Origin of the sequence: Burkholderia ambifaria AMMD (assembly GCF_000203915.1) — a bacterium.
Classification (GTDB): domain Bacteria; phylum Pseudomonadota; class Gammaproteobacteria; order Burkholderiales; family Burkholderiaceae; genus Burkholderia; species Burkholderia ambifaria.
Genome location: NC_008391.1, coordinates 2,240,363 through 2,257,930, shown reverse-complemented (window position 1 = coordinate 2,257,930; position 17,568 = coordinate 2,240,363). Strand labels below are relative to the sequence as shown.

Annotated in this window: 14 protein-coding genes; 4 read left to right on the top strand and 10 right to left on the bottom strand. The window is 64.2% G+C overall.

Annotated features, from left to right (window positions below; all coding sequences use genetic code 11):
- Positions 1–63 precede the first annotated feature (63 nt).
- Entirely contained in the window at positions 64–723 is a 660-nt protein-coding gene (locus BAMB_RS26090) for a glutathione S-transferase family protein (RefSeq protein WP_011660147.1), read from the top strand.
- A gap of 72 nt (positions 724–795) precedes the next feature.
- Here the strand turns inward: BAMB_RS26090 and BAMB_RS26085 are convergent, their stop codons facing one another.
- From BAMB_RS26085 to BAMB_RS26040, 10 genes are all read right to left on the bottom strand, one after another.
- On the bottom strand, positions 796–1,884 hold the full coding sequence (locus BAMB_RS26085) for a porin (RefSeq protein ID WP_011660146.1): 1,089 nt from the start codon (positions 1,882–1,884) through the stop codon (positions 796–798).
- A 234-nt stretch (positions 1,885–2,118) separates the two neighbouring features.
- Positions 2,119–2,454, bottom strand: coding sequence for a Rieske (2Fe-2S) protein (locus BAMB_RS26080; protein ID WP_006752309.1), 336 nt, complete (start codon positions 2,452–2,454; stop codon positions 2,119–2,121).
- A 3-nt stretch (positions 2,455–2,457) separates the two neighbouring features.
- Entirely contained in the window at positions 2,458–2,769 is a 312-nt protein-coding gene (locus tag BAMB_RS26075) for a YciI family protein (RefSeq protein ID WP_011660145.1), read from the bottom strand.
- A 5-nt stretch (positions 2,770–2,774) separates the two neighbouring features.
- A complete protein-coding gene (locus BAMB_RS26070; protein WP_011660144.1) occupies positions 2,775–3,647 on the bottom strand; it encodes an intradiol ring-cleavage dioxygenase in 873 nt (290 codons plus the stop codon).
- A 28-nt stretch (positions 3,648–3,675) separates the two neighbouring features.
- The gene (locus tag BAMB_RS26065) at positions 3,676–4,743 is read right to left on the bottom strand and encodes a maleylacetate reductase (RefSeq protein WP_011660143.1); all 1,068 of its coding nucleotides are present in this window, start codon (positions 4,741–4,743) and stop codon (positions 3,676–3,678) included.
- Between the two features lie 7 nt (positions 4,744–4,750).
- Positions 4,751–6,217, bottom strand: coding sequence for an aldehyde dehydrogenase family protein (locus BAMB_RS26060; RefSeq protein ID WP_011660142.1), 1,467 nt, complete (start codon positions 6,215–6,217; stop codon positions 4,751–4,753).
- 32 nt (positions 6,218–6,249) lie between these two features.
- Complete coding sequence (locus BAMB_RS26055) at positions 6,250–7,269, bottom strand: hypothetical protein (RefSeq protein WP_011660141.1); 1,020 nt, start codon at positions 7,267–7,269, stop codon at positions 6,250–6,252.
- 43 nt (positions 7,270–7,312) lie between these two features.
- On the bottom strand, positions 7,313–7,807 hold the full coding sequence (locus tag BAMB_RS26050; protein ID WP_011660140.1) for a cupin domain-containing protein: 495 nt from the start codon (positions 7,805–7,807) through the stop codon (positions 7,313–7,315).
- A gap of 114 nt (positions 7,808–7,921) precedes the next feature.
- Positions 7,922–8,851, bottom strand: a complete 930-nt coding sequence (locus BAMB_RS26045) for a LysR family transcriptional regulator (protein WP_011660139.1) — start codon at positions 8,849–8,851, stop codon at positions 7,922–7,924.
- 146 nt (positions 8,852–8,997) lie between these two features.
- Positions 8,998–10,248: an MFS transporter gene (locus BAMB_RS26040; RefSeq protein ID WP_011660138.1), complete on the bottom strand. Its 1,251-nt coding sequence runs from the start codon at positions 10,246–10,248 to the stop codon at positions 8,998–9,000.
- A gap of 745 nt (positions 10,249–10,993) precedes the next feature.
- Here BAMB_RS26040 and BAMB_RS26035 point away from each other — a divergent pair.
- The 3 genes from BAMB_RS26035 (at position 10,994) to BAMB_RS26025 (ending at position 17,568) form a co-directional block, all read left to right on the top strand.
- Positions 10,994–13,762 carry a type VI secretion system Vgr family protein gene (locus tag BAMB_RS26035; RefSeq protein ID WP_011660137.1) on the top strand — a complete coding sequence of 923 codons (2,769 nt, stop codon included), beginning with the start codon at positions 10,994–10,996 and terminating at the stop codon, positions 13,760–13,762.
- Between the two features lie 18 nt (positions 13,763–13,780).
- The gene (locus BAMB_RS26030; RefSeq protein ID WP_011660136.1) at positions 13,781–16,093 is read left to right on the top strand and encodes a T6SS effector phospholipase Tle3 domain-containing protein; all 2,313 of its coding nucleotides are present in this window, start codon (positions 13,781–13,783) and stop codon (positions 16,091–16,093) included.
- Between the two features lie 134 nt (positions 16,094–16,227).
- A complete protein-coding gene (locus BAMB_RS26025) occupies positions 16,228–17,568 on the top strand; it encodes a hypothetical protein (RefSeq protein WP_011660135.1) in 1,341 nt (446 codons plus the stop codon).

Sequence of the window (17,568 nt, the reverse complement as noted above, 5' to 3'; positions counted from 1 at the left end):
AGACGGCGGCCCGGAACCCACCTACATTGGAAACCTTGTCCCGAACACACACCGGAGCCAGCCATGCCGCAAGACCGTCACCTGACCCTGTTCCATTCCCCGCGCAGCCGATCGGCGGGCGCCCGCATGCTGCTCGAGGAACTGGGCGCCGACTATGAACTGCACGCGTTCGATCTCTCGACCGGCAAGCATCACGAAGCCGATTACCTCGCGATCAATCGGCTGGGCAAGGTTCCCGCACTGCGTCACGGCGACGTGATCGTCACCGAGCAGCCCGCCGTCTACCTGTACGCGGCCGAACTGTATCCGGAAGCCGGCCTGTCGCCCGCGCCGGGCGACTCGCTGCGTGGACCGTACCTGCGCTGGATGACGTTCTACGGTTCGTGCTTCGAGCCGGCCATCGTCGACCGCTCGATGAATCGTCCGCCCGCCGCCTACTCGATGTCGCCCTACGGCGATTTCGATGCCGTCGTCAACGCGCTCGATGCGCAACTGGCAAAGGGGCCGTACCTGCTGGGCGAGCGCTTCACGGCGGCCGACGTGCTGTGGGGCTCGGCACTGAACTGGACCACGATGTTCAAGCTGATCCCCGAGACGCCGCGCATCCGCGCCTACATCGATCGCATCCTGGCACGCCCGGCCATCCAGCGCGCACAGGCGGCGGATGCGGCGCTGGCGGCGGAGCAGGACAAAGCCAAAGAGGCCGCCGCGACGGCGAGGTAGTCCGGGCGCCGGGCGGCGCTGACGCAAGCTCCCCCCGACACCGGCTGACCCGCGCGCCGCGCGCCGCCTCCGTCAAAACATCGTATGCAGCCCGATCCGCGCCACCGCCTGGGTCGCTGAACTCGACGCCCCGTTCGGGTCGAGCACGCCGTTGATCTGCGCGTTCGCGCCGCTGTTCGCGCGTTGATAGTCGCCGGACACATACACCATCGTCCGCTTCGACAGCAGGTATTGAAGCGCGACGCTGACCTGATGCGCGTGGTTGTCGTTCACGGCCTCGTTGCCCTTCATGTACATGTACTTCGCGCCGAGAAAAACGTCCGGCCTGATGCGCCACGTGCCGCCGGCTTCAGCCATCCACACACCGGCGTCGTTGAACGAATTGTGGACGGTGGTCAGCAACGCCTTCGCGGTCACCGCGCCGAAGTCATAGTGCATCCCGACGCCCCAGTTGCGCACACTGGTCGACGGTGTACCGGGCGCCGGGCCATACTTCTCGTTCGTATAGGCCGCGCCGATACCGAACGCACCGACTTCGTAGTTCAACCCGGCGCTCACGGCGTTGTCCGCGCCGATGGAACCGGCCACGCCGCCGAACGCATACATCACGCCACCGGAGAAACCGGCAATCGTCGGCGAACTGTATTTGACCGAATTCGCCACAGGCTTGCTGCCCGCGGTTCGATCCCAATCGAATGCGCCGGTCGGATTGTTCGGCAGCGCAAGACGCTGGAACGGCCCATTCCTGAACCCGTACAACCCGCTGATATCCATCGAAACCGCGTTCCCCTTCGCAAACAGGGAATCGACCATGAAGTCGTACTGGTTCCCGAGCGTGATGTTGCCGAAGCGGTCGCTCTCGATCCCGACGTATGCATTGCGGCCGAAGATCCCGGTGCCGATGATGCTGCCGTTCGCCATCGAGAACTGGTTCACGAGCGCGAACGTCGCGCGATATCCGCCGCCGAGATCCTCGGTGCCGCGCAAGCCGAACAGGTTCGGCGTGAAGATGCCGTCGTCGAACTTGACGTTCTTCCCGCCGCCCTCGTTGCTGACATACGAGATGCCGCTGTCGATCAGACCGAACAAGGTCACGCTGCTTTGCGCGTGCGCGCTCTGCGCGATGACAAGCATCGCGGCTGCTCCAAACCTGAGTTTCATGGTGTCTCCGTCTTTTTTCTGTCAATGCGAACGGCCGCCCACTGTCGCGCGGGTACTCGACCGATGTTTCTTGAAACAACTTCCCCAGCCCGGTTTCTCTTTCATCCGGGTCGGAAAATTACTTAGTTTTACTGATTGGAAAGCGTGAATGAAATCCCGCTCATTCCCGATTTCATCCACCTCGATGCGATTGCCCGATCACCCGAACACGGTTGGGCAGCCCCACCTTCCGACTCAAGCGCCGCGACAGACCACCCACGCCGCGGAATCCACCTCGACCGCCACGGCTTCCAGCCCGGCGCCGGAGCACGGCCCATCGATGCACACACCATCGTCGAACCGGAACAGCGCACTGTGATGCGCGCACATCAGCACCTGCGACCGGTAACAGGAAACGTTGCCCGGCACGAAATCGAGCGGAACCGAGAAATGCGGACAACGGTTCACGTACGCCCACACCTGCTCCCCACGCCGCACGACGATGACGGGTTGCCCGATGCCCGCCTCGTCGACGACCCGCGCGCCGCCGTCAGGCACCTCGGAGAAGCGACAGAGTTGCGTGGCGCCCATGGCTCACACTCTCCGCTCGGGATTGCCGAGGCTCCAGTCCCACGGACGCACCTCGACCCGCGAGAACAGCCCTTCCTTCACGTACGGATCGTTGCCGACGAACTGCATCACCGCATCGATGTCGTCCGCCTCGATGACGAGCAGCGTGCCGTTCATCGCATCGCCCTGCGGATCGCGCGTCGGCCCGCCGAGCCGCACATAGACGCCATGCTGCGCGGCGGAACGCAGGTAAGTCCGGTGCGTGGCGCGCACGCGGTCGCGCACGTCGCGCATCCCGGGCTGGTCGGTCGCAAACACCGCGAAAAATCGAGCCATGTCGATCAGCTCCGGTCGAGCACGAAGTCATACGTCGCTTCGCGGTACGCGCCGCTCAACCCGAACCGGCGTGCCAGTTCATCGTCCGCCGCACGCGGCCGATAGGCGACCATCAGCGACGGCTTCACGCCGAACACGGCATCGGACTCCAGATACGCGTCCTCCTCGTCGAACAGGTGCGTGACGAGCTTGCGGTAGCCCGGCGCGTCGATCATGAAGTGCAGGTGCGCGGGCCGCCACGGATGGCGTCCGGTAGCATCGAGCATCTTCCCGACCGGGCCGTCGGTCGGAATCGGATAGCTGACCGGCAGAATCGTCGTGATCGCATAACGGCCTTCGGCATCGGTCCGGTAGCGGCCGCGCAGATTGCCGTGCGGCTGTGCCTTGTCTTGTCCGGAATACATGCCGTTGTCGGCGGTCTCCCACACGTCGAGCACGGCGCCCGGCACCGGCGCACCGTCGGTGCCGAGCACGCGGCCATGCACGACGACCGGCGTGCCGGGCGTGAACGCCATGTTCTCGCCGTACGCACGCTCAGGCATGCCCTCGATGTAGAACGGCCCGAACACGGTCGTTTCCGTCGCGCCGGTGGCGAAACGGTGGTTGATCGCATCGACCAGCATCGACACGCCCAGCGTGTCCGACAACAGGATGAATTCCTGGCGCACAACGTCGTCGCACATCTGCCCGGTTTCGGTCAGGAAGCGGATCGCGGTCATCCACTCGGCCTCGGTCAGCTCCGTTTCGCGGACAAACGCATGCAGATGCCGCACGAGGCTCTGCATCAGCACGCGCAAGCGCGGGTTCGGCGTACCGTCGAAGCTGGCAACGACCTGCTCGGTCAGCCGGGTGTCGCCGTCATGATGTTCATTCGTCACGTTCGTCTCCTTGGATGCGGCCGGCCGCTCACTGCGGCGCGTGCCCTTGCCACGCACGCTGAAGCAATTCGCGAATCGGCGCGCGTTCGATCGGCCGCGGATTCGCGTAGGAGTTCCGGCATGCGAGGTCGGCGGCTTCGTCGAGGCCCGCTTCCGGCATCCCGATATCGGCAAGCGCCGTCGACAGGCCGAGCTGCCGATTCAACCGGAACAACAGCGGACCGGCGTCGGCCGCGTCGGTGCCGCCCAGCGCCCGCGCGACCCGGCGCAGCGCGTCGGGCGCCGCGGCATGGTTGTAGTGGGCCGTGTGCGGCAACATCGCGGCGTGGGTCTGCGCGTGCGGCAGGTTGAAAGTGCCGCCGAGCGTGTGACAGAGCTTGTGGTGCAGCGCCATGCCGACCGCGCCGAGACACGTGCCGGCAAGCCATGCGCCGTACAACGCGCGGCTGCGCATCTCGCGGTCGTCGGGCGCGCGCACGATCGCCGGCAGCGCCTCGCCGAGCGCACGAATCGACTCCTCGGCCATCAGGCTGATCACCGGGTTCGCATCTTCCGCATAGAGCGCTTCGACCGCATGCGCCATCGCGTTGACGCCGGACGCCGCCGAAATCCCCGGCGGCAGCGACAACGTCAGCGACGGGTCGTAGAGCACCGTACGCGGCAGCACGCGCGCATCGCGCCCGGTGCGCTTCAGCCGGCCTTCCGTGAGCCCGTAGATCGGCGTCATCTCCGAACCCGCGTAGGTCGTCGGCACGGCGAGGATCGGCAGCGACGATTCGAGCGCGATCGCCTTGCCGAGCCCGATCGTCGAGCCGCCGCCGATCGCGATGCAGCAGTCCGCGCCCAGCTCGGCCGCCCTCTCGCGCGCGGCACGGGCCACCTCGATCGGCACGTGCATCACGGCCTGCGCGCATACGCCGGCCGCCCGCTCGCCGAGCACGCCGGCGACCCGTTCGGCGAGCGGCTGCTGCTCGGGCGTCGACAGAATCAGCGCGCGGTGCGCGCCGAGCGCGGACAACTCGTCGGGCAGCCGCTCGAGCGCGCCCCATTCGAACACGACGCGCGACGGCGTTCCCTGATAGACGAAGCGCTCCATCTCGGCCTCAGCGTTTGAAATGCGGCGGCACGTTGCCGTCGACGTTGACCCACACCGAGCGCGCTTCCGTGTAGTCGTGCATCGCCTCGAAACCCATCTCGCGGCCGTAGCCCGACTGGCCGACGCCGCCGAACGGGCTGCCCGGATTGACGCGCTTGTAGCAGTTGATCCAGCACATGCCCGCGTCGATCCGCGCCGCCATCCTGTGTGCGCGGGACAGATCGTTGGTCCACAGGCCGCTGCCGAGCCCGTATTCGGTCGCGTTGGCGATCGACAGCGCTTCCTCGTCGCTGCCGAAGCGCAGCACGGTGACGAACGGGCCGAACACTTCCTCCTGTGCGACACGGTCGGTCGCGCTCTTCGCTTCGATGACCGTCGGGCGCACGTAGTAGCCGTTGGCGAGCGCCGCATCCTGCGGCACGCTGCCGCCCGTGAGCACACGGCCGCCCTGCTCACGCGCGACGTCGACGAACGACAGCACGCGGTCGAGATGCTGCTTCGACGTCAGCGGGCCCATCTCGGTGTCCGGATCCAGCGGATTGCCGACACGGATCGACGACGCCAGCGACACGAAGCGCTCGAGGAATGCGTCGGCGATGCGTTCGTGCAGCACGAGACGCGAACCCGCGATGCACGCTTGCCCCTGGTTGTGGAAGATCGCCCACGCGGCGCCGTTGATGGCCGCGTCGAGGTTCGCATCGTCGAACACGATGTTCGCACCCTTGCCGCCCAGCTCCAGCTGCACGCGCTTCAGGTTGCCCTGCGATGCGTCGACGATGCGGCGGCCCGTCGCCGTCGAACCGGTGAACGCAATCTTCCCGACACCGGGATGTTCGGCGAGCCGCTGGCCCGCCGTATGCCCGTAACCGGGGACGATGTTGACGACACCGGCCGGGAACCCGACCTCGGCCATCAGTTCGACGATACGCAGCGTCGACAGCGGCGTGATCTCCGACGGCTTGAGCACCACCGTGTTGCCCGCGGCCAGCGCCGGGCCCATCTTCCAGCTCGTGAACATCAGCGGGAAATTCCACGGCACGATCTGGCCGACGACGCCGATCGGCGCGCGCTGCACGTAGTTCAGGAAGCCGGTTTCGACCGGAATCACCGAGCCCTGCAGCTTGTCGGCCATCCCGCCGAAGTAGCGGAAGCATCCCGCCGTGCGCGGCACGTCGAGCGCGCGCGAATCGCGGATCGGGTGGCCGGTGTCCAGCGATTCGAGTTGCGCTAGTTCCTCCGCGTTGGCTTCGATCGCGTCGGCCAGACGCAGCAGCAGCCGGCCGCGTTCGGCCGCCGGCATGGCCGACCACTTCGGGAACGCGCGGGTGGCGGCTTCCACGGCCAGGTCCACGTCCGCCGCGGTGGCCGCGGCGATCTTTGTGATCAGCGAGCCGTCGTGCGGATTGAGCACGTCGATCGTGCCGCGCTCGACGGCGTCAACGAAGCGGCCGTCGATGAAGAGTTGGGTTTGCATGAATCGTCCTCGGTATCGCGCGCATGCGCTGCTTAGAACGCGATCGGATACGGCGCAAGCTCGCCGCTCTCGTATCGCTGCGGAAGGTCCGGCGTCGCGTTTTCCCAGACGAGCAGCATCGAACGCTTCGTCGAGTAGCCCTGGTGCCGGATGTCGGCGGGCATCGCGCAAATGTCGCCGGCGCGCATCGTGATGCGCGCGCGCGGCGCACCGGTGTTCTTGTCGCCGATGTCCCACACGATTTCGTCGGACAGTTGCAGGAACCATTCGACGCGGTCGTTGCCGTGGAACACCGGCAGGATGAATTCCTCGGTGGTCGGGCAGAACAGGCTGCGCCCGCATACTGAGGTGACCGACGGATTCCACGTCACGTCCGAGCGCGACAGGTACTTGAACAGGTTGAACGCGTGCAGCTCGCCTTCGAAGCCCGGCTTCACATGCACTTCCGGCTCGTCCTGGCCGACGTCGCGGAACGCGCGATTGACCGGCAGTTCGTCGCGCAGCGGCGAGTCGCCTTCGAGGCCCGGCATGCGGCGCGTCGCGATGCGCGTGCGTTCGATCGCCGCGCCGTTCTCGCCATGCTTGCGGCCGAAGGCCGTGCCGGTTTCCTCGGGCGCCGCGAACGGGTCGAAGCCTTCGTTGGTCCAGTCGTGCAGCATCGCCTTGAAGGTCGCCATGATCGTCGGCGTTTCGAAGGTCTCGGTGTAGTCGACGCCGGCTTCCTTCAGGATTCCGTTGAATGTGCCGGCATAGACGTCCACCTTGCCGTAGTGATTGCGCGTGCCGAACACGTGATCGAAATTCACCCAGCCGTAGAAGAAGCCCCACGCCACGTCGCGCATCATCGCGCGCAAAAACGCGTCCGCAGGGATCGCATGCGTGCGCGTGCTGCCCTTCGCCGGCCAGCTGATTTTGACGAAGTATTCGTCGCGCTGGAACGCGAACGCGCCGAGGTGAAAGCGGCGGTAGCCGGTGACAGCATCGGCTTCGGTGGCTTGCACCAGATCGGCGGCAAAGCCGGCGGAAAGATCGAGGGTCTCGAGGGTGGCCATCACGTGTCTCCTGGAATAGTCGAATGGGGGGCGGTCGGATCGGTCAGTGCAGGCAGATGTCGGCCCACTTCTCGACGGACAGTTCGCCGAGCACCGTCTGCACGAGCGCGACGCCCGGCTGGTCGGCAGAAAACCGATACGCGCAGCCGGCCGGCAGCAGCGCCTGGTGCCCCTTGCGCAGGACGACGTAGCCCATCTCGCGGCCCGCCGGCTGCGTGCCGGCGCTCACGGTGCCGCGGCCGGTGGTCGGCGGGTTGTCGAGCTTGATGAATTCGATGCGGACTTCGCCGTCCATCTGGATCGCGAACTCGTCGTGCGCGCATGCAAACCACGGCGACTGGCCGTCGGTGCGCAGCACTTCGATCACGTATTCAAGGTTCTTGCCGGCGACGACTTTCTCGTAGGGGGCCGACTTCGATGCCACCTCGAACACGTTCGAGAAGGCGTAGTGCTGCGCGCTGCCGCTGGTGATTTCGATCTCGCCCTTGGTGTAGCTGTCGAGCGAGCCAAAGACGGTGTGGAATGCCGTGTCGGTCATTGCTGTCTCCTGAGTTGTACCGCTTGTTGGATTCAACTCTAGGGGCAAGGGCGCCCCTCAACAAGGCAACGGAGCGCGACTACGGCATTTGCGTTTCGCGAATAATCGCCCGGCTCAACGGACCCAGCCGCGCTCCAGCAGCGGACGGTCCCACGGCGACTCGTCGCCGATGTATTCGGCGAGGAATTCGACCAGCGCTTTCACCTTCAATGCCTGTCGCTGCGTTGCGGGATAGACGGCGGCGAAGCTCAGTGGCGCGATCTCGAAGTCGGTGAGGATGGGCACCAGCCGGCCCGCGACGAGCGCCTCGCTCGCGACCAGCGTGGGCAGGCACACGACACCGCCGCCCGTCAGCGCATACTCGCGCAGCAAATGCACGGAGTTCGAGCGGATCATGCCGGGCAATTCCATTTCGACGACCTCGTCGCCGCGCGTCATCGTCCAGCGATTGCGTGATGGATAACCCGAATACAGCGCCGTCGTGTGCTGCAGCAATTCGCGCGGATGTTGTGGCGCACCATGCGCGTCGAGATACGCGGGCGACGCGCAGAACAGGCGTCGGACCACGAACAGGCGCCGCTCGATCAGCGATTCGGAAATCGGCGGGAAGATCTGGAACGCGATGTCGAACCCTTCTTCGACAGGGTCCACCACACGGTCGTTGACGATGATGTCGAGCTGGATGCCCGGGTAGCGCCGATTGAATTCGGCGAGCGGCACGCCGAAGTGATCGAGCGCGAAGCCGGGCAGCATCTGGATGCGCAGCCGCCCGGTCGGGGTCGCGCGCAGTTCGCGCATCTGGTCGGTCAGCTCGTTGACGCGCCCGACCACCTCCGCGCATTCGCGGTAGAAGGTCTCGCCCACTTCGGACAGCCGCACGTGGCGCGTGCTGCGATGGAACAGCGGCGCGTTGACGAACTTCTCCAGCTGCTGGATGCGGTTCGTCACGACCGAACTGGTGACCCCAAGCTGGCGCGCCGCTTCCGCAAAACTGCTCGCCTCGGCGACCCTGACGAATGCCTCGATGCTCAGAAAGCGGTCCATGCGGCGCCTTTTCCGGGAAGCGAAACCGCCAGTCTAACCGCACCTGCCGGCCGATTGGAGCATGCGCAAAGCGTCACACTGTCACCCGACAGGTGTCAATCTCGCAGGGCCGCCGGGCGCGGGCGCCGATGCGACCGAGCGGCACGTTACGGCTGCTCGCCCGCCGTCAGCTCCGGCTGCACGCCCACGCGGCGCTGCAGCACGGCCGGCGCGGTTTCCCGCAGCAGCATGCTGACCACGATGCCGAGCAGCACCGCGATCATCGGCAGCCACAGAATGTTCTGGATCCCGAAGTGCGCGGCGACATAGCCGCCCAGCGCCGGCGCGATGCCGCCGCCGAAGATCTCGCCGCAGCCGACTACCACGCCGATCGACGTCGATACGAGGCCGACGGGCGCGGCTTCGGTCGCCACCGGGCCCGACAGCAGCGACACCAGCCCGAGCGTGAAGAACGACGCGACGAACAGGACGACGAACAACATGACCGGCTGCGGGCCGAGCCCGCGGAAAATGTAGAGCATCACCGCGGTGCCGGCGAAGCCGACGATGCTCGCGAGGCGGCGGCCCACCAGGTCGGACAAGCCCGGCAGCCCGAACTGCCCGAGAAAACCGCCGAAGCCGATCGCCGACACCACCAGGCCCATCTTCTGCGTGCCGAGCGACAGGTACTCCGTCAGGTACAGCGGCAGCAGCGCGCCGAGCACGAACACGCCGGTCATCGCGCAACAGAGCGCGGCCATCGCGACGAGGATGTTGCGGCTCTTGAGCACATGGCCGAGCGAGGCCGGCGCGTGTTCCGACACGACCTCCTTCGTGCGCTTCGGTTCGCGGATCACGAAGAACATGACCGCGCCGAGGATCAGCCCGGGAAGGGCCACGAGCGCGAACACCCAGCGCCACGACACGACGTTGAGCAACTGGGTTGCGATGATCGGTGACAGCGCCAGCCCGAACAGCGCGAAGCCGCTTTGCTGCAGCCCGAGGTTCAGGCCGCGTCGACGCGGGTGCGACGCGTCGGCGGTCGCCGCGAAGCTGGTCGGGCAGAACGAACCCTCGGCCACGCCCATCAGCCCGCGGATCGCGATCAGGCCGAGCAGCCCGCCCGCGAGCCCCGAGAAGCCGGACAGCAGCGAGAACGCGACGATGGCCGGGATCAGCACCTTGCGGCGGCCGATCTTGTCCGAGATGCCGCCCATCAGCGCCGCGAAAATGCCCCACGACAGGCCGAGCACGCCGATGCAGTTGCCGACGTCCTGCGCGGTCAGGTGCAGGTCCTTCATGATCGACGGGAACAGCGGCGCGATGAGCCAGCGGTCGAGGCCGACCAGCCCGAATCCGAGCGCCAGCAGCGTCACCGCCTTCCACTCATAGGAGGTATCCCACTCGTTTGCTTTCATGTCTGTCTCCGTGGATTGGTCCGCGTGCACGCGCCGGAGCGTCGGTGCATGAAGCCAGGTCCGTTGTCTTGTGTGCGATGCGACGCGAGTCGCGAGGAAATGGCGGCCGCCTTTCCGGTTGCAGGCGTCGAATTCAATCAGCCGACGCCCGAACGATAGGTGCGCGGCCGCCGATCGGGTATGGAACAACCGGCGAACGCGCCATTCGCGAAACGCAAATAATCGGGAGCGGGCGGTGGGAAGCGTCGGCGGGAAAGCGCCGGGCGACGGGCTGCGGGCGTCGACGTGACGTTCATCGGCGTGTTACGGGGGAATCCCTCATAGACATCATGTGTTCTCCCGAATTGCCCGCGCAGGCACGAGCGCGATCCGTTCGCGTCTTTTCCGATACTGCAACAGGCAGTCGTTCGCCTTTATGTCTGACAAATCGAGTTTTTAAAAAACCATACCTGCTTTAATCGGACAAAAGAAGCTGACGGCGCTCTTGCGGCTCCCCGAACAATTGTCGAGACAACATCAATCACATCTCGACATAAGACTTTTAAAAAAACAAACATCTCGCCATAAACGCAAAATACTGTTTCTTAAAGACAAATCGCGCGATCTCAAAATAAAAATACATTTTACGATCCAGAAAAACTTGCTAATCTCCGCCGCGCGATTTAGCGAATTCACGCCTTTAACCCTACCGATATTCAATTTCAGATAAATCAGAATTCTGAAACATAGCAATGAGATTAGCGTGATGTCGATAGCAAAAACGCTCCGTAATTTTGCGTCTGGTCTGATTGACGGAAACCCGCGGCCGGTCGATCTCCATTTCGGGCGCGCGCAACGCGCGGTCGGCCATCTGTTGGCGCTCCATCACGCCGATATCCACGAAGGGCTGATGTCCGGCATCGACGGGCAGCTGACCTGCGTATCCACCCACGACCATCTGTCGCCTGCGCTGTTTCTCGGGCTGCCCGTGTCGGTTCGGGTGACGGCCGATCGGGGCGGCGTACGCGCGATCAATGCGATCGTGCGCGAAGTGCGGACCGGTCAATCCGACGGCGAGCTGACCGTCTATCAACTGCAGGTGTGTGACGCGCTGTCGTTGATGGAGGGCCGCACGAACGCCCGCGTGTTCCGCTCGCGCAGCGTGCCGGAAATCCTCACGACGCTGATGAACGAATGGAAACAGCGCAGCTACGCACTCGCGCGCGCGTTCGATTTCGACTTGTCCGGGCTGCAGGCCGATCGCTATCCGGTGCGCGAGCTCACGCGCCAGGTCAACGAATCGGACGCGCGCTTCATCCGGCGTCTGCTGCGCCGGGAAGGCATCACGGTCTTCGCGCAGGCCGAGACGGTCGGCCGCGTGCACGGCATGGCCGACGAGCAGCCGGTTCACACGCTCGTATTTTGCGACGATCCGCATTGTTTGAAGGAGGCACCGGCCGGTGCGCTGCGCCTTCACCCTCGCGATGCGGGCGCTGCGCAGCGCGACACGGTGACGCTCTTTGCGCACCGCCAGCGCCTGTCGTCCGGCAAGGTCCGCCGTCCGTCGTGGGACTACAAGACGGCTCGCATCGACGATTCAACGGCCGTCGCCAGCCTCCATCAGGGTGAATCGGGAAACGATCTGGCCCACCTGCTGACCGACGTCGCGATCGACATCCCGCACGTCGGCGATTCGTGGAACGACCACGACCGCATCACGCGCGACCGGATACTGGCTCACCAGTTCGAAGCCGAGCGATACGACGGGATCAGCAACGTGCGCGATTTGCCGGTCGGCCACTGGTTCACGCTGACGGGCGACCCGGAACTGGATATGAAGCCCGTCGAGCATCGTCGGTTCGTCGTCACGTCGGTTCGACACGATATCCGCAACAACCTGCCAACGCAGCTCGCGAGCCGGGCGCAGGGACTCTTCGCGGCGAGCCGTAACCTGACGGAAACCGTTCCGGCGATACCTGCCGATCCAGCGGAGCAAACCGACACACGCTACGAGAACCGCTTCACGTGCGTGCGGCGCGGCGTGCCGCTCAAACCCGCCTACGATCCGAAGATCGATGTGCCGCCGGTTCACCTGCTGACCGGCACGATCGTCGGCATGCAGGGCGAGGAAGTGTTTTGCGACAGCGCCGGCCGCGTACGCGTGCGGATTCACGGTTACGACCCGGCCGATCATGCGCACGCGCAAGGCGCCGGAACGAACGGCCGGGCTGGTGACAGCGCACCGATCCGCGTCGGAGCAAATCTGGCGGGCGGCAACTTCGGGACGCTCTTCCTGCCCCGCGTCGGCATGGAAGTCCTGCTGGGATGTCTTGCAGGCGACCCAGACCGGTTGGTCATCATCGGCGTGCTGAGCAATGGCGCGAACCCGCCCGCGACCTTCAGCCATACCGGCGCGCTTCCCGGCAACCGGTTCCTCTCCGGTATCAAGACCAAGGAAATCAACGGCAGGCGTTATAACCAGCTTCGTCTGGACGATACGCCGTCGCAAATCTCGGCGCAGTTGGCGAGCGAACATGCGCATACCGAATTGAATCTCGGGTATCTGACGCAGCCGCGAGAAAACGGACATGGTGAGGCGCGCGGCGAAGGCGCGGAGCTGCGCACCGATGCCGCCGCCGCATTGCGCGCCGCGCGCGGCATCCTGCTGTCGACCTATGCGCGCACACGGGCCACCGGTGGTCAGCTCGATCGCGATGAACTGATTCGCCTGCTCGATCAATGCACCGAACTCTTCAAATCGCTCGGCGATTACGCCGGCCAGCACGGCGGACAGTCCGCCGACACCAGCGGGCAGGACAACGTCGCCAGTGCATTCCGCAACTGGACGCCTGGCGGTGCACCAGCCGGCGCGGCCGACGATGCGTGCGCGCTGCTCGCATTCGGCGCGCAGTCCGGGGCCCTCCACGTCACGCCCAAAACGCACGTCATCCATGCGGGCGAGAACATCGATCAAGTCGCGCAACAACATGTGCAAGTCACGAGCGGCGAACGCATCAATCTGCATGCCGGTCGCGGCGTCGCGATGTTTGCGCACGGCGACGGCGTGTCGGCGATCGCGAATCAGGGGAAGGTCACGATCCAGTCGCAGAACGACGATACGCGCGTCGACTCGGCGAAGAACATTCAATTGACCGCAGCGGGCGGGAAGCTCGTCGGCACCGCGAGCGATGAAGTCGTGCTCGTTACGTCCGGTGGTGCGTATCTCCGGCTGCGCGGCGGCGATATCGAGCTGGGATGCCCCGGCACGTTCACGGTGAAGTCGGCTGGTCATGCTTGGGATGGTCCGGCGAGCATGAACGCGGACATGCCGACATTCGCTCAGGACACGCTTGGCCGGGTGCCAAAGCTCGTCCGCGCGACGGACGGCCACGCGGCGGCGGGATTCGAAGGCGAAATTCAAAAGCCATCCGGGCCGGTGTCCAATGTGTCGAGCGACGTGGCCGGCCAACTGCCCGCCGTCGATGCCGACCAGTTCGAAAGACTGGCGGTGCGATTCATCAAGAAAAACGTATAGGAATGCGAAGGAGTTTGAATGAGCGATTCATTTCTTGATCCGGTGACGGCAGCGGCCACTCCTGGCGACCAACCCGCGACGAAAGCCGATGCTCCCGACGTTCCCGCGCCGCGGCCTTCGCCGCCGCAGATCATCGTCGGCCGCGGCGAAGGCGTGATGATGTTTGCAAAGAACACGCCGCTGATCTGCATCAAGCAATTGCCGTTGCCCGGCATCGTGATCTTCGTGCACGGCGTCAACTCGGAGGGCGAATGGTTCGATGCAACGGAGCAAGGGCTGTGCAAAGGACTGAATCGCAGGCTCGGGCGACTGGACGACCAGATGATGTATCACGGCGTCGACGCGGGGCAGTTGACGCCCGCGAAGTATACGGAAAGCGTGACGCCGGATGGGTTCTTGAATCCGAAGCTTTGGTCCGGTGACTACATCAAACCCGAACCGTCGTTCTCGCCTGTCATTCATTTCCGGTGGGGCTATCGGGCAACAGCGGCCGAACTGAAGGAATACGGCGACAAGATCTTTCTGAACGAGAAGGACTATTGGGGCGGTGGTCCGTTCACGAACGGCTGTGCAAGCCTGCCCGATCTCTGGCACGGCGGTCTGGACGATCGAACGATGGGGTGGATGACGGTGCAGGGCATCAATCCAACCAACCGGCCGCTGTACCGAGCGCCGCCTCGCGCGTATGGCGTGCTCGCGGCGTTGCGACTGGCCCGGCTGATCGAGTCGATTCGCCGCATGCAGGCCGATGTACCGATTACCGTCGTGTGTCATAGCCAGGGCAACATCGTCGGCCTCACGGCGGCGTTCTTTGGCGACGCCTTCCCCGATGTCGAAGATCCGTGGGGACGCACCGGACATTGCGTGGCGGATGCCTACGTACTGGCGAATGCGCCGTATAGCCTGGCGAATGCGGACGGCCCGTACAAATCCGACACGTTCATGGATTCATGGTCGCAACGCGCGACGAAAGACGCGAGCGGTCATCGCGGACGCCAGACCTATGCTGCGCGCACGAAGACGCTCGGCAAGTTTCTATCGATCATCGGCGCTCGCACAGCATGCGAACTGTCCGCGGACAAGATCGATGAGGACATGGCAAACGAGCGGGTATCGCCCACGAGCAACCGTTCTTATGCAGCTCAAGAGGATCGCGCGCGGCATGGCTTGAATGGGTCGACGTATGGGCGCGTTACCGCGTATTGCTGTCCGCACGATCAGGTGATTTCAGCGGTGACGGTGCAAGGCATCGGATGGCGCGGGATCAGCAAGCACGAACTCGCGGGTATCGGTGCGGCGGGCATTCTGACGCAGCGGGTGTTCGCATCGGGTTTTCCGGTCGGTGTGCAGAAACCTTACCGGTATTGGGAAGACGATTGGCGACATGGCAAGCAAGGAACGAAACCGGGCTTCTGGTATCCGCCATCGCCGCCCGCCAAGTTCAATCTGATCGGTGCGATCAAGGGCAATGAGTCTGTCTTGGGCGTGGCCGCTACGCTCGTGACAGCGCCCCTGATGTTCGTCGTGACTGGAATCAGCTCGGCGTTGAACATGCTGCGTGTGAATGCCGATCCGCCGAAAGGCTGGACGGTGGTGGCGGATGCCCCGGCACTTGATGATCCGTTTTCGCCGAAGGCGCTGCGATTCGGCAAGCCCGTCGAAACGAAAGATGGCGACGCGACAAGCGACTTCAACGAAGGCAACGATCCACCGGCTGCGTGGCGCGACGCGAGCAAGACCGATGCGGACAAGCGGACCGACGATCCGTACGACCAGTACCACGCAAAGAACGCGGATAGCGTCGCGCAGGGTACAGCGGAAACGGAAGCCGGACAGCGCTATGAAGATCGCGCGTTGTTGCGAATGGAAGCGCGTCGAACGCTGAACACCGAATGGTTTGATAGCGACGGCCACGTAATTGGTGAGGATGGCAAAAGCACGATACCGGAGGGCTACAAAGAATGGCGCGACAAGCAGATCGTCGACTGGCTCGATCGTGGTTCGACGAATAGCCCGACCAATCACTCTACGACGATGACCAATCCGGAGCATGCCGAGAAGGCGCTTGCGTATGACGTTGCAGTGGGCTTGTGCTACCTGACCGAGAAGCAACTCAAATCGTTGCGCATCGAGGCGGATTGGCGGATGAGTAAAGGTCTGTCGGACGACAACCCAAACAAGAAGTACTACGAATATTTTGCACGCGGTCAACTTGATGATTTATCGATGCACGAATGGGTACATGCCGAGAATAGTGGAGGCAAGAAGCCCGACACGATCCCGGATGAACGTGAAGGCGAGTTTTATCTGAAGGCCGGAGGTCTTGTATGAAGGCCCTGATCGCCAGGTGGCCGCGACGCGTCGCCATCGCTTTTTCGACATGGCTCATCACCACCGTGCTCATGGCCTCGCTGATGGCGCACGTCGAACAAGCCGGCCCGGCACATTTGGAAATAGGAGATTGGATGAAACGATTTTTTGTCGTACCTGGCCTGGCTGCGCTCATGGTGTTCCTGTTCACCACGGCCATCGCCCGCTCGGTACATGCCGCACCTGTCAGCGCGTTAGAGAATTCATCGTCATCAGCCGAAGAGCCGGCCAAGCCGTTCGTCGCGCAGGTTGTCGGCATGATTTGGTTGAATCCCTTGCAACGCATGGACTATCCGACCGAATGGCAATTGTTGTGGACGCAGGGACTCGCCGGGCCAAACAAGAATGACGATATGGTTCGCACCGATCCGAAGTCCTTCACTACGCTGCAATCGGTAGCGGGTATCGCGTACGGCAACGAAGGCGAGGAAACATTTAGAGGTTTCTACCGCAAGTACATGTTCGAATTTCCTCTGCTGCTCAGCTCGCGCTATGCCTCCAATCCGAAATACTTCTACACGGTCGCGCCCAACTATAAAAAGGACTGGCGGGAACTCGCGGGCATTCATGTTGAGCTTGCGATTCCGAATCGACTTGATGCAGCCGAATCGCAAAGCTACGTGCAAGACTCGATTCGGAAGACGTTTTCTATCGGCAATCCGCACTTCCCGACGATGTGGAGCCGCGACACACCCCCCGATATCCGGATCACGCAAGGCGGCGCGAACGCCGGCTTTACATCGCTGCACAAGGCCTTGGACTACTTGCAGGCAAACCCCGACAAGACCGTATGGGCGATGAACTGGGACGCGCCGAACTTCCCGCCCACGGATGCGCAGATCAACGAAAACCTTGTCGTGCTGTTCCTCGCCGGCCGGAACTTCAACACCGAGCGCGAACCGCTCGCATGGATCGGCAAGGCCGCGGCCGGCGACACGAAAGCGTTCTCGCCGAAGGTCGGCACGACCCGCGCCGTACAGGCGTGGAAGGCAACGATCGCCCAAGCGGCCCGCAATGCCGGCGTCGCGGTCACTGACCTGGCCTACATCGTTCACGATGCAGGCCATGGCAGCGATGCCGCTTCGTCACGCGTCGCCGCTCTCGCGCAAACCCTGACCGAAACGCTACCGGAATACGACCACAAGAAGCAGACATTCAACACCGCCGCCCTGCTCGGCGACATGGGAACAGGTAGCGCATTGACCGACGTCGCGCTCGCGATCGGCCGGATCAACCACTTCGGCGGCAACGCATTGGTCGCCGGCACGACCGACGCTGAACACCCCGTGGCCGTCGTCGTCAGGCCGCCTTCGAATCTCACGCCGATCGACCCAACCAAGGACTGGTTCCGCGCGCGCGGCGGAAACAACGCCTACCTGCCGTGGTGGGGACGCCGACACGACGTCGATTACGGCATGCAGGGCTATTCGTGGTGA

What these genes read in the sequence shown, in the direction of transcription:
- BAMB_RS26075 (WP_011660145.1), bottom strand. Translation starts at nt 2,769, where the DNA reads ATGGCTCGATTTTTCGCGGTGTTTGCGACCGACCAGCCCGGGATGCGC.
- BAMB_RS26065 (WP_011660143.1), bottom strand. Translation starts at nt 4,743, where the DNA reads ATGGAGCGCTTCGTCTATCAGGGAACGCCGTCGCGCGTCGTGTTCGAA.
- BAMB_RS26085 (WP_011660146.1), bottom strand. Translation starts at nt 1,884, where the DNA reads ATGAAACTCAGGTTTGGAGCAGCCGCGATGCTTGTCATCGCGCAGAGC.
- BAMB_RS26035 (WP_011660137.1), top strand. Translation starts at nt 10,994, where the DNA reads ATGTCGATAGCAAAAACGCTCCGTAATTTTGCGTCTGGTCTGATTGAC.
- BAMB_RS26055 (WP_011660141.1), bottom strand. Translation starts at nt 7,269, where the DNA reads ATGGCCACCCTCGAGACCCTCGATCTTTCCGCCGGCTTTGCCGCCGAT.
- BAMB_RS26080 (WP_006752309.1), bottom strand. Translation starts at nt 2,454, where the DNA reads ATGGGCGCCACGCAACTCTGTCGCTTCTCCGAGGTGCCTGACGGCGGC.
- BAMB_RS26090 (WP_011660147.1), top strand. Translation starts at nt 64, where the DNA reads ATGCCGCAAGACCGTCACCTGACCCTGTTCCATTCCCCGCGCAGCCGA.
- BAMB_RS26050 (WP_011660140.1), bottom strand. Translation starts at nt 7,807, where the DNA reads ATGACCGACACGGCATTCCACACCGTCTTTGGCTCGCTCGACAGCTAC.
- BAMB_RS26045 (WP_011660139.1), bottom strand. Translation starts at nt 8,851, where the DNA reads ATGGACCGCTTTCTGAGCATCGAGGCATTCGTCAGGGTCGCCGAGGCG.
- BAMB_RS26030 (WP_011660136.1), top strand. Translation starts at nt 13,781, where the DNA reads ATGAGCGATTCATTTCTTGATCCGGTGACGGCAGCGGCCACTCCTGGC.
- BAMB_RS26025 (WP_011660135.1), top strand. Translation starts at nt 16,228, where the DNA reads ATGAAACGATTTTTTGTCGTACCTGGCCTGGCTGCGCTCATGGTGTTC.
- BAMB_RS26040 (WP_011660138.1), bottom strand. Translation starts at nt 10,248, where the DNA reads ATGAAAGCAAACGAGTGGGATACCTCCTATGAGTGGAAGGCGGTGACG.
- BAMB_RS26060 (WP_011660142.1), bottom strand. Translation starts at nt 6,217, where the DNA reads ATGCAAACCCAACTCTTCATCGACGGCCGCTTCGTTGACGCCGTCGAG.